The organism is Clostridioides sp. ZZV14-6345, assembly GCF_020657775.1.
GTDB classification, from domain to species: Bacteria; Bacillota; Clostridia; order Peptostreptococcales; family Peptostreptococcaceae; genus Clostridioides; species Clostridioides difficile_D.
The window spans coordinates 19977-32464 of record NZ_JAGWCX010000017.1; the positions used below are offsets into that span (position 1 = coordinate 19977).

Annotated in this window: 10 protein-coding genes and 1 pseudogene; 6 read left to right on the forward strand and 5 right to left on the reverse strand. The window is 26.5% G+C overall.

Annotation, left to right across the window (positions count from 1 at the left end; genetic code table 11):
• Window positions 1-245: 245 nt before the first annotated feature.
• Window positions 246-2435: an amino acid adenylation domain-containing protein gene (locus tag KGF39_RS06370; protein ID WP_227821632.1), complete on the reverse strand. Its 2190-nt coding sequence runs from the start codon at window positions 2433-2435 to the stop codon at window positions 246-248.
• Between the two features lie 334 nt (window positions 2436-2769).
• On the opposite strand from KGF39_RS06370, the gene KGF39_RS06375 reads away from it, so the two are divergent.
• The gene (locus KGF39_RS06375) at window positions 2770-3501 is read left to right on the forward strand and encodes a glycerophosphodiester phosphodiesterase (protein ID WP_054273386.1); all 732 of its coding nucleotides are present in this window, start codon (window positions 2770-2772) and stop codon (window positions 3499-3501) included.
• A gap of 79 nt (window positions 3502-3580) precedes the next feature.
• Window positions 3581-4216, forward strand: coding sequence for an isochorismatase family protein (locus KGF39_RS06380; RefSeq protein WP_054273385.1), 636 nt, complete (start codon window positions 3581-3583; stop codon window positions 4214-4216).
• Window positions 4217-4476: 260 nt separating this feature from the next.
• Here KGF39_RS06380 and KGF39_RS06385 read toward each other — a convergent pair whose 3' ends face one another.
• A complete protein-coding gene (locus KGF39_RS06385; RefSeq protein ID WP_054273384.1) occupies window positions 4477-5070 on the reverse strand; it encodes a DUF3867 domain-containing protein in 594 nt (197 codons plus the stop codon).
• Between the two features lie 70 nt (window positions 5071-5140).
• A complete protein-coding gene (locus KGF39_RS06390; RefSeq protein WP_227821633.1) occupies window positions 5141-6004 on the reverse strand; it encodes an LD-carboxypeptidase in 864 nt (287 codons plus the stop codon).
• A gap of 171 nt (window positions 6005-6175) precedes the next feature.
• Between KGF39_RS06390 and KGF39_RS06395 the strand changes: the two genes are divergently transcribed.
• From KGF39_RS06395 to KGF39_RS06410, 4 genes and pseudogenes are all read left to right on the forward strand, one after another.
• Complete coding sequence (locus KGF39_RS06395) at window positions 6176-7345, forward strand: M20 family metallopeptidase (RefSeq protein ID WP_227821634.1); 1170 nt, start codon at window positions 6176-6178, stop codon at window positions 7343-7345.
• A 102-nt stretch (window positions 7346-7447) separates the two neighbouring features.
• Window positions 7448-7924: an SAM-dependent methyltransferase gene (locus KGF39_RS06400; protein ID WP_054273381.1), complete on the forward strand. Its 477-nt coding sequence runs from the start codon at window positions 7448-7450 to the stop codon at window positions 7922-7924.
• A 642-nt stretch (window positions 7925-8566) separates the two neighbouring features.
• Window positions 8567-9336 (forward strand): annotated as a pseudogene (locus tag KGF39_RS06405) (M55 family metallopeptidase).
• Between the two features lie 9 nt (window positions 9337-9345).
• Entirely contained in the window at window positions 9346-9789 is a 444-nt protein-coding gene (locus KGF39_RS06410; protein ID WP_079740004.1) for a regulatory YrvL family protein, read from the forward strand.
• 85 nt (window positions 9790-9874) lie between these two features.
• On the opposite strand, the gene KGF39_RS06415 is transcribed toward KGF39_RS06410, so the two are convergent.
• Window positions 9875-11161: a Gfo/Idh/MocA family protein gene (locus tag KGF39_RS06415; RefSeq protein ID WP_227821635.1), complete on the reverse strand. Its 1287-nt coding sequence runs from the start codon at window positions 11159-11161 to the stop codon at window positions 9875-9877.
• Window positions 11162-11371: 210 nt separating this feature from the next.
• On the reverse strand, window positions 11372-12262 hold the full coding sequence (locus KGF39_RS06420; RefSeq protein WP_107595344.1) for a DMT family transporter: 891 nt from the start codon (window positions 12260-12262) through the stop codon (window positions 11372-11374).
• Window positions 12263-12488: the final 226 nt, after the last annotated feature.

Genomic DNA, 12488 nt, shown 5'->3' on the forward strand with positions numbered 1-12488 from the left:
ATTCTACTAAAAATTATTAATATGTAAAATAAAAAAATTTTTTAATGTAAAATTAATTTTGTTAAAAAAGCACTTTAAAACACGGAAAAGTATAAAAAATACAATAATCATTCTTGTAAATAAATTTTCACCACAGTAAAAATATACAGAAAATTCTTGTTTTTATGTAAATTGATTCTTTTATAAAAATATGTGTCATAAAGAAATGTCTGAAATCACTTTATGACACCTATCATAATAAAAAATTATTCTGGTAATGCTCTTTTATTTACTTTTCCGATTGGTGTAACTGGTATTTTATCTATCCTCATTATTATTGTTGGAATCATATATGGAGGTAGATGCTCATTTAAATATTCTCTAATAGTTCTTTCATTTATCTTATCGCTATCCTCATCATCAATCACATAATATGCACATATATACATATCACCCTCATCATTTGTCCTTGATATACAAACAACACTTTTAATTTCTGCAATATTGTTTATTATATTTTCAATCTCATATAGCTCTATTCTAAACTCATCAATTTTTACTTGATTGTCCATCCTTCCAATATAATCTAAATTTCCATCATCTAGCCACCTTACTAAATCACCAGTTCTATACATTAATTTATTATGTTCACAAGTTTTGTAAGGATTCGCTACAAATACTTGCTCTGTTAACCCTTTTTTATTTAAATACCCTCTTGATATTTGAATTCCTGATAGGCATAGCTCTCCTGGAACTCCAATTGGACATAGTTTATTCTTTTTATCTAATACATATGCATAAGTATTAAATATAGGTTTTCCTATTGGTATTTTTCCATATTCTCTGTCCACATAAAAAGAAGTCGATACAACAGTAAATTCTGTTGGTCCATACTCATTATATAGCTCATAATTACGCCTTCTGTATCCTTTTAATCTTTCTCCTCCAGTCTGTACAACTCTAAGTGAACTATTGTTGCAATTTTGTATAAACAGTCTTGCGAATGCTGTTGGTAATGCTAGTATAGTTATATCATTTTCCTCACAATATTCATTTACTGTATATTCATCAAATTTAGCTTCTTCAGGCATAATATTTATTGATGCTCCTATAAGCAAATAAGGGAATAGTTGTTTCATTACAGCGTCAAAACTGAAACTTAAGTATATACCACATATATCATCTTCTGTAGCACTTATATATTTTACACTGTAATAACACATATTTACTAAGCTCTTATGCTCTATAGCTATAGTCTTTGGTCTACCAGTTGAACCTGATGTAGATATAGTATATGCACAATTTGATGGTGTTATTTTTTCAGTTAATTCATGTCCAATCTTAAACATATACTCATCATTTATATCAAGTACTATTGTGTTTTCATTTATAACTTTACTTCTGAGTTCATCTGTAGTTATTACTACTTTTGCGTTACTATCTTCAAGAAGGTAATTCAATCTTTCCTCTGGATTGCTCGTGTCTATTGGAAAAAAAGCTCCCCCTGATTTCATAATCCCTAAAGCTGTAATAATTATATTAATATCTCTTGGTAACATTACAGCTACTATATCTTCGCTTTGTACTCCTATATGATTTAAATAACCTGCAAGTTTATCAGTTAATTCATCCAATTCTTTATATGTTAAATTCCTATTTTCATCTCTAGCAGCTACATTACTAGGTGTTACTTTAGCTTGTTCCCTAAATAAATCAATATAGCTTTTATCATATGGAACTTCATATTGATTATCATTAAAATCTTCTAATAATACTTTTTCTTCTTTCTTACATACAAATTCTAAATCTTCTATTAAAATATCGTTATCTTCTATTATTTGTTCTACTATATAGTCAAACTGATTTAGAATTCTTCTAATAGTCTCTCTTTTATATATAGATGGTTTATACTTTATTTTTATTTTAAGTGCTCTCTTAGTATATACTATTACAGATAAATCATATCCTTTTTTTTCTATGTCATAATCATATGATAAATCAAAACTTTTAGCTATAAATATTGTATTTATAAGTTTAGTATTCAGATGATTTTTATTCTCTATATCTGATAATAAATAATATCCATATTCTAAAGACCTACTCCATTGTCTTTTTAGCTTCCTTACAACATCTACAAATTTTTCACTTTGTCTAACCTTAACTCTTATTGGAATTATATTCATTGTTTTACCAAAAACTACATCATCTGCATATATGTACTTTTGAAGTATAAGACCATATATAGTTTCTATGATAGAGTTTATGCCAATATTATTCATTTTAGAATACTGAATTAATCTTTCATGTTTCTCAATATTCATCTTAAAAACCTCATCTACTACTTCATCAGAACAATCTTTATAAAAAAAATCATTTGGAATTTTTGCTATATTCGTATAATCATCTAACAAATCCATCCAATAATTCATAGCTCGTTCTAAATTAACTTCATACATATCAAAATTCCCCCTTACTACTAAGTCTATAGAAAAAATTCTTTTGGAATTTTATTTTTCGCAATATATAAATATATTAATAATACATATGCAAGCTCTAAAAATATGAGCTTGCATAAAATTATATCTATTATTATGACTACTAAATTCGTAATATTTACAATGTTTAAAATATATTATAACACATATATGATTTTATTTTTCTACATTTATATAATATATAAATTACAAATAGTTATTTAATTAATATATAACAATACCTTTTGGAATATGATATATTATATTAATTAAAATTTTATAAGATAAGTTATATTTACAGAAAGGAGACATATAAATGAATATTTATGCTCATAGAGGGTTTAGTGGAAAATATCCAGAAAACACTATTCTAGCTTTTAAAAAATGTTTAGATATGGATATATATGGAATAGAACTTGATGTTCACAGGACTAAGGACGGAAAAATTGTAGTTATTCATGATGAAAAAGTTGATAGAACTTTTAATGGACATGGCTTTATAAAGGACTTGACTTTAAGAAAACTAAAGACTCTAAATTCATCTTTTGAAGGGTATCAAAATAATAAAGAATGTAAAATTCCAACTTTAGAAGAAGTATTAATTTTAATTTCGCCTACAGACCTTATTTTAAATATAGAACTAAAAACTGACAAGGTAAACTATCCTAATATAGAAAAAGATGTTTTAGAGCTTATTTTAAGGTACAATATGAAAAATAGAGTTATTATATCTAGTTTCAATAGTAATAGTTTAAAAAACTTTCATAAATTAGACCCTAGTGTAAAAACAGGATTATTATGTTATTTCCCTATAAACAATGTAGTAAATTTTGCTAAATTTCTAGGTAATAGTTACCTTCATCCACCTCTAGTTTTAGTAAATGAATCTCTAATTGAACTTTGTCACAAAAATCTACTTGGCGTCAATGTATATACTGTAAATGAAGAGGACGATATACTACACTGTCTAAAACTCAATGTAGATGGTATTTTTACTAACTATCCAGATATAGCTTCAAATCTTTTACAATCAAAACAATATAGCTAACTACACAATAATTTGTACTCCTTGACTTTTATATAATTAATATGTACAATTTTATTAAATTTAGCTTGGAGGTATAACTATGGATAACTTATTAAATGAACTTGAAGCTTTAAAAAATAATTTAGATAATCTACCAATAGAAAAAATAGAAAATTATGATTTGGCTAAGACTGCTTTATTTATAATTGATGTTAACAATGGTTTTGCAAAAAAAGGTGCATTATACTCTCCCAGAATAGAGTCTTTAATAAAACCAATCGAAATGTTTGCAAAAAAAATATCAAATAAATTAAATAGATTAATAGCATTTACTGATTCTCACACTCCTAAGTCTATAGAACTTTTGAGTTATCCTGTTCACTGTTTGGAAAATGATGTAGAAAGTGAATTGGTTGATGAGCTTAAATCAATAGAAAGCCTAAAAATTCTTCCTAAAAATTCTACTAATGGATTTTTTGCATTAGAAAATTTGGATTTTGATGATATAGACAATATAATTATAGTTGGGGATTGTACAGACATCTGTATATATCAATTTGCAATAACCCTAAAATCCTATTTTAATCAACATAATGTTGAAAAAAATATAGTTGTACCTATGAATTTAGTAGATACTTATGATATTTCTAATGTTCATCCTGCTGAGATTTTAAACTTAGTATTCTTTAATAGTATGATTCAAAATGGCGTTAAGGTATTAAAAGAAATCCATTAATACTCCAATATTTTATATTCTATATAATATAATTATCAAATAACCTATTTTTAATATAACTAAAATAGAAAAAGACAGTAACAAATAGTTTTAATGAGGATATTAAAATTTACAAATGTTATTTATTACAACTAATCTTTATAATATAAAAATCGCAATTTATATATTCCTTATACGGTTTTGTAAGGAATAATAAATTGCGATTTTTATTTTTAAGTTATACTACTAATCAATACTGCTTCAGTAGTTAAATCCATCTTTTAATAGTCATATTTATTTGTAGTTTCACACATTACTACCTTTATTTTTTTGTTAAACATATTCTTATATTCTAATAAAAACTCATTTAGTTCTGAGTCCATAAGATTTATTTTTTTATCACTACAAAGCATTATCTTTTCTTGGTCAATTATCACATTAATATCATTCAAATCATTTTTTATAAATGTTGTTATGCAACTCTTTGGTTGAATTTTTTCACCATATTTCTCATAAAATCCTGCACTCTTTTTGAATGATTCTAAATCTTCTGTAGATACTTTGCTGGAAGCACTATTACTCATAAAACCTGCTGCAGAAGGGTCGATTCCAAAACTTCTAAGTTGTTTTTCTACTTCTTCGGTATCCATGCCATATCTCTCCATAAATTGCTTTTGTATTTTCATAAATTTTTCTTGAGATATATTGTTATCCCTCATATAATCAAATATTTTTCTTGAAAACTCAGCCATAGACATCTTCCCATCCATAACAGAAAAATATAAGTTATATATATATTGCTCAAATTTATCTACATCAGAATCTTTAACTTTGTTCTTTAGTTCGTTAAAGTCTATTATTCTATCATCAGACATTCTTCATCCTCCTAGCTAAATTTTTACTTGTATAAGATTATACCATATTTCTGTTATATTTATATACACACTATTTTTTTAATTTAACCATTTTTTCTGTAGCATTTAATTCACACATTATACCCAAAGGAATAGTCACCATTGGAATACAATGTCCAGATTGAAGATTATATATAGCAGGCTTATTGACCTTTTTGGCAAACTCCATTAGTAGTTCTATTAAATCTTTTTCTTCAATACAATCCTTAAAATCTCCAAAAATTATACCACTACATTCATCAAGTTTTCCTGAAGAATATAGTTGGGTTAACATTCTATCTAGTTTATATTGAGATTCTCCAATTTCCTCGATAAATAAAATTTTATCTTTTGCATCTATTTCATATTTAGTTCCCATTGTAGCAATTATTAAGGATAAATTTCCTCCCATTATTATTCCCTCTGCTTTACCTTCACATACAGTATAAATTTTTTCTTCTTTTGGGTTTTTTAAATAGAGTTCATCTTTAAATTCCAAAGCATCTATTAGAGATTTATAGGTAAACTCATCCCATTTGACTACATTTGCTGCCATTATTCCATGATATGTTAAAAGACCACAATTTTTATAGAAAGCTAGGTTTAGTCCTGTTATATCAGAAAAACCTATAAATGGTTTTGGATTTTGCTTTATTATCTCATAATTTATTTTGTCCAATATCCTTGTTGTGCCATAACCTCCTCTTAAACACATAATCATGTCTACGTCTTTATCTAAAAACATATCTTCTATATCTTTTGCTCTAATATCATCATTACCAGCTAAATAACCTTTATAATTTAAACTGCAACTTTCAGAAAATTTAACTTCATAACCATAATTCTCTAAATTAAACTTTATTTCCTCCAAACTCGTATTTCTTAATGGCCCAGATGGCGCAATTATTCCTAACATTTAAACACCTCTTATTCTAAAATGATATATTCTTATCCATGCTAAGTATCTCTACTATAATTATAAGATATTTTATTTGCACTTGATACAGAATAATGATTTATATAGAATAATATAATTAATGAAGAAAAATAAATTTTTAATATAGTTTAATATAGTTAGGATGTGTTTATGATTAATATAAAAACTCTTTGTTATGAGATAAATGATTGGGTTATAAATATAAGGAGGGATTTACATAAGACTCCAGAACTTGGGTTAGAAGAATTTCAAACTAAGAAAAAAATTATCAAATATTTAAGTGAAATAGGTATAAGTTACATTGAATATAAAAATCATACAGGAATAACTGCATATATAAATGTAAATCCAAATTTAGAAACAGTTGCGATAAGAGCTGATATAGATGCCTTACCTATAACAGAAGAACTTAATTCTTATTATAAATCCATTAATCTTGGTAAAATGCATGCATGTGGTCATGATGCACATACTGCTATTTTACTTGGTGCTTGTAATATACTATTTAAATTAAGGAATTATCTAAATGTAAACGTAAAATTCTTTTTCCAACCTGCTGAAGAAACTATTGGTGGCGCTCAACTTATGATAGAAGATGGATGTCTTGAAAATCCAGATGTAAAATATATATTTGGTCTTCATGTAAATCCTAACATTGATAAAAATCTAATTGAATTAAAATACAACACTTTAAATGCTTCCACTGACACACTTCGATTAACTGTACATGGTTCAAAATGTCATGGAGCTTATCCACATCAAGGTATTGATGCTATAGTTATATCTGCTCATATCATAACAGCTCTACAAACAATCGTTAGTCGCAACACAAACCCTACTGATTCTGTGGTTATTTCTCTAGGAAAAATTGAAGGTGGAATCAAAGAAAATATAGTTTGTGATAAGGTTATTATAAAAGGCACCTTGAGAACTTTAACTCAAGAAACTAGAGAGTTTTCAAAAAAACGAATTAGAGAAGTTTGTGATTTTACTTGTAAGACATTTGGAGGAAGTGTTTCGGTTGAAATTGAGGAGGGTTATCCAGCCCTTATTAATTCAAACAGTCTAGTAGATTATGTTAAGCAAAATGCTGTAGAATTGCTTGGAGAGGAAAATATTCTTATTAAAGATGTACCTACTCTTGGTGCTGAAGACTTTTCATATTTTCTAAGGTACTGTGAAGGAGCTTTTTACCATCTTGGTTGTGCAAATCGAGAAAAAAATATTGTTTCTCCTCTGCACACCTCTACTTTTGATATTGATGAAGATTGTCTTATTACTGGTGTCATGCTTCATGTAAAAAATGTATTATCGTTTTAATTATTAATATTTTTATCTATTATTTTTTATATTGACCCTCACATGGTGTCACGCTGTACTATAAAATTACAAAAGACAAACCAAATAATTGGAGGTAATATTATGAAAGAAATATTAGTAAATCCTATAGGTAAAATATGTATTCAAGGTGAAGAAGTATTTATTAAATTAAACAAAAAATACATACCTGCATTAAATGAACTCGATAACTTTAGCCATTTAAATGTATTTTGGTGGGCTGATGGGTTCGATAATCCTGAACTAAGAAGTATTTTAGAAACTCCAAAACCTTATAAAAATGGTCCAAATGTTATAGGAATATTTGCAACAAGGTCACCTATTAGACCCAACCCAATAGCATTGACTACCGTACAAATTATCAATATAGACCATGAAAATGGTATAATAAAAATACCATATATTGATGCTAATGATAATAGTCCTGTTATTGACTTAAAACCATATACTCCAAGCGTTGATAGGGTTGAAAATCCATCAGTTCCTAAATGGTGTAGTCACTGGCCTAAAAGTGTAGAAAAATCAGGAGAATTTGATTGGGAAAATGAATTTGAGTTTTAAACTATTTTTCTTTGCTTTCATAGGCTTGTTTTAAAAATAAAAAGTATAACTAAAATAATATATTTCTAAAATAATATATTTAAGTTTTGAGAGTTATTCAGCAACTATAGAGTGTGCTTTGGCATACTAAGTATAGTTGCTAAATAACTCTCTATTTTCTTCTTTTTATTGATTTATACAAATAAGTGCAATAGATTCTGTAAACAATCTAATTTAATCAAAACTTAACCATAAGAAACACCTTCTTTTTTCATTCATTTCAAGTATTTATAGTAATTTTATATGTTCTGAGTGATATTGGTATCAACAAATTATTATAATATATCCTTAATAAATTAAATTTTTCTTCTACTCTACTATTTTATAATAATTAATTTAACTTAAAAATAATACCTAACTATGTTAAACTAGTAAATGTAACCACTTATATGTTACAATTTTATATAAATATTATATATAAAAAATTAGATAAATATATGACACCTAGTGTTATATTTTTTAATACCAGTTTAGTTATTTTTCAGTTACAGATTTAATAATAATTAATAGTAAGACATAATATTTTTATGCCCTCTATTGATTATGTATTATTTCCTGTTATCTGTTATTATCATTAATAATAAACGTAAGGGGGTATATATTATGAAATTGTATTTAAGTGCTGAGATAGAAGGAACTTGTGGCATTGTAAATTGGGATGAAACAAAACTTGAATGTGAATTTTCACAGCACTACAGAACACAGATGAGTAAAGAGATAGCAGCTGCATGTGATGGAGCTACTCAATCTGGTATGCATGAGATACTCGTCAAAGATGCACATGATAGTGGTAGAAATATTAATCCAAATATTCTACCTGAAAATGTTAAAATACTTAGAGGATGGACTAAAGACCCACTAGTTATGATGGCTGGAATTGATGAAAGCTTTGATGCATGTATATTCACTGGTTATCATTCTGGAGCTACTTGTAATGGTAATCCACTTTCTCATACCATGGATATTGATTATGACTATTTTAAAATAAATGATGAAATAGCATCTGAATTTACTATAATATCCCTGTAGCATTTTTAAGTGGAGATGAAATGCTTTGTGAGAGTGCAAAAAAATTAAATCCAAATATAGTCACTGTGCCTGTGTCAAAAGGAATTGGAAATGGTTCAATTTCAATACACCCAAATCTTGCACTAAAAAAAATAGAGAAGGGTGTTAAAAAGTCTTTATCTGGAGATTTATCTAGACATTTAATAAAATTACCATATAAATTTAAAATAGAAATAAAATTTAGAGAACATTACAAAGCTTTTAAAGCATCTTTTTACCCAAATATGAAGAAAATAGATTCTCAAACAATACTATTTGAAACAGAAGACTATTATGAGTTTTTAAGAATGTTATTATTTATATAAATTAAGGAGTTGATTAAGATAAGTAATAAAAGAAGAATTCCTTTAGGCGAATTTATTTCTGTATTTTTATTTTTTGCTGTTTTTTTTGGTATAACTTTTTGTATTTTCACGGTTATAGGAATTGGCTTCTTATCATTCTTAGGATTTGAATATAAATCTCTTGGAGCTGTACTAATTTTCTTTTTAATATACTTTTGTATAACTACTCCAATTGATTTTCTATGCACTACTATTTTAGATATATTCAGATATGTAAACAAATTACCATACTCAATATATAAAATTTGCGAATTTATAATTGATTTTATACTAACTTTTCTAGCTATGAACATAATTGATACATTTATGGATTCAGTAATGATTCCTCTAAGTACAGAAATCTTATTTGCTTTACTTTCTTATCTTTTATCCGAATGTATGGATTTTTTTGATAGGGATAAGAAAAAACCTTAAAAAAAGATAGATTTTTTAATAGAACACATCTTTTGTATTTCTATTACCTAATCTATCTTTATTTTATTTAACAAGTTTTTCTTAATTAAAATATAGTTTCTTCTATCTCTCTAGTCATTTGTTTGGCATTATCAAAAAATTCTTCTATATATACTACCTCATCACTAACTCTTGCATATTCAGCTGCAAATGCCATTACATGACTTTGTATCGCTTCTTTTGCTGCTACTTTACCTTTCTCTAGTTCTTTACTAGAAACTAATTTAATAAATTCAGCTATAAGATTTCTATCGTATTCTTCTACCCTATTCTGTTGATTTGATGGATTTATAACTATCTCTTCATTTTTTCCAAATTCTTTAATCCTTATTTCATTTTTATTTAAGTCTCCACCAACTTCACCATGACTAAACATCAACTTTATAGTTCTTCCATTTTCCTTAGTAAATGCACATAAATTAAAAGTGGCTGTCACTCCATTTTCAAACTGTAATATATTTACCATATTATCTACAACATTATTATCACATCTATAAACACATCTTCCATATGAGCTTGTCTTAAGTATATTTAATAGATTCTCTTTAGTTGGATTTATATGAACAGCTCTATTTATACTTCTATCTTTTTCTAGATAAATTCTCTTTGCTGAATATGGGCATTCTTTTTCGACTAAACACTGAAGACAATTTTGTGCCATCTCTCCACTAGCATTTTGGTTATTAAGATGCTTTAAACTTCCAAATGCAGATATTTTTTTACATCTACTTCCTACTAAATATAATAAAATATCCATATCATGACAGCTCTTAGCTAAAATTAAAGGGCTTGTTTCATTGCTATTTCTCCAATTCCCTCTAGTAAAGCTATGTGCAAAATGCCAATATCCTATATTTTCATTGTACTGTATACTAACAAGTTCTCCTAACTTTTTACTTTCTATAATCTCTTTTAACTTATTATAAAATGGAGAATATCTAAGTACATGACAAATCATAAAAATCTTATCTTTATACTTATCACACAAATCATTTATATGTACCAAACCATCCAAACTGTTAGACATTGGCTTTTCTAATAATATGTGATAACCTTTTTCAAGAGCTAGTTTTGCTACATCATAATGTCTATCATCATTCGTAGCTATTATTACTGCATCTGCCATCTTGTCCTGTTTAAAAAAGTCTTCTAAAGTTTCAAATACATTTTTACTATCTAGGTTATATTTTTGTGTAAATAGTTCTCGTCTTCCTTTTTTAGGTTCTGCTACAGCAACTATTTCACATACATCAGAATTTTCATAAATATATGGAGCATATGCATATGTTCCTCTATTACCTGCTCCAATCACAGCAACTTTCACTTTTTCCATACTTTAATTTATCCCCTTTATATTATTTATACTACTCTATTATAGTCTATTTTTATAGACATTTGGATATTTTTAATAAAAGAAACAGCAGTTATAATTTTTCAATTTTAACTGCTGTTATAAGTCAATATATCAAACATTTTAACTCAATTTTCTTTAATACAAAGACTTAAATATTCAATATAAATTATAAGAACACTTTTATCTAGCTTACTTCTTCTTTTCTTTATCTAATTTATCTAATTTCTTATTGTATAAAAACATATAAAAAGCTGCTGAAAATACTATTAAATATCCAACAACACTTAACATATCTGGATAAACATTGAATAAGAATATACTTAAAATTGCTGAAAAGATTATATTACTATAGTCAAATATAGAAATTTCCTTAGCAGGTGCATACTTATATGCTAAAGTTATTCCAAATTGACCTAGACTTGCAAATACTCCACCTAGTAATAGATATATAAGTTGCATAAGAGTCATTGGTTCGTATACTGCAAAAGCAATTGGCCCTACAGTAATTAATGAAAAAACTGAAAAGAAAAATACGATTGTGTAGTAATCTTCTCTATCTCCAAGAACTCTTAAACAAGTATATGCCATTGCTGCAAATACAGCTCCTGCAATTCCTCCAAGATATGGAATTACTTCTACACTAAATGTTGGTTTTATTATGAATAAAGCTCCTATAAATGCAATTATAATAGCTCCTATCTGCTTTACATTTATTTTTTCTTTTAGAGCAATTGCACAAAATATAACTACAAGGAATGGACTCATTTTATTTAGCATGTTTGCATCTGAAAGCATCAACCTGTCAATTGCATAATAGTTAAATATTACTCCTAGAGTTCCAAATATTGACCTATATAAAAGTACTTTTAAATTTTCTTTTTTACCAGTTAGACTACCTTTGTGTTTTATGATAAGCCAAAAAGCTATTACAGCTGATACTAGATTTCTAAAGAACACTTTTTGAAAACTTGGTAAATCTCCAGCTAGTTTTACAAATGCAGACATCATTGCAAAGCCAAGAGCTGATGCTATTATAAACATTATACCCTTTATTCTATTTGATTTGATTGTACTACTCATATTTACCTCTTTTCTATATAAATATATAAAGCTGTATTTATTAATTAAAGACTTAGACTTTATACATTAAATAATAATTATCTAAATATTCCAATTTATACTATAATTAAAAGTGTAAATTATGTCAAGTAACTAATAAATCTTTTCAATTAATAACAATAATAATTATAGTTAAAAAGTTATATGTTTTTATGGATTATTATCAGAATATATAATATAATTTTAT

Coding starts and splice junctions, on each gene's coding strand:
- KGF39_RS06400 (WP_054273381.1), top strand. CDS start 7,448: ATGAAAGAAATATTAGTAAATCCTATAGGTAAAATATGTATTCAAGGT.
- KGF39_RS06385 (WP_054273384.1), bottom strand. CDS start 5,070: ATGTCTGATGATAGAATAATAGACTTTAACGAACTAAAGAACAAAGTT.
- KGF39_RS06420 (WP_107595344.1), bottom strand. CDS start 12,262: ATGAGTAGTACAATCAAATCAAATAGAATAAAGGGTATAATGTTTATA.
- KGF39_RS06380 (WP_054273385.1), top strand. CDS start 3,581: ATGGATAACTTATTAAATGAACTTGAAGCTTTAAAAAATAATTTAGAT.
- KGF39_RS06390 (WP_227821633.1), bottom strand. CDS start 6,004: ATGTTAGGAATAATTGCGCCATCTGGGCCATTAAGAAATACGAGTTTG.
- KGF39_RS06395 (WP_227821634.1), top strand. CDS start 6,176: ATGATTAATATAAAAACTCTTTGTTATGAGATAAATGATTGGGTTATA.
- KGF39_RS06370 (WP_227821632.1), bottom strand. CDS start 2,435: ATGTATGAAGTTAATTTAGAACGAGCTATGAATTATTGGATGGATTTG.
- KGF39_RS06415 (WP_227821635.1), bottom strand. CDS start 11,161: ATGGAAAAAGTGAAAGTTGCTGTGATTGGAGCAGGTAATAGAGGAACA.
- KGF39_RS06375 (WP_054273386.1), top strand. CDS start 2,770: ATGAATATTTATGCTCATAGAGGGTTTAGTGGAAAATATCCAGAAAAC.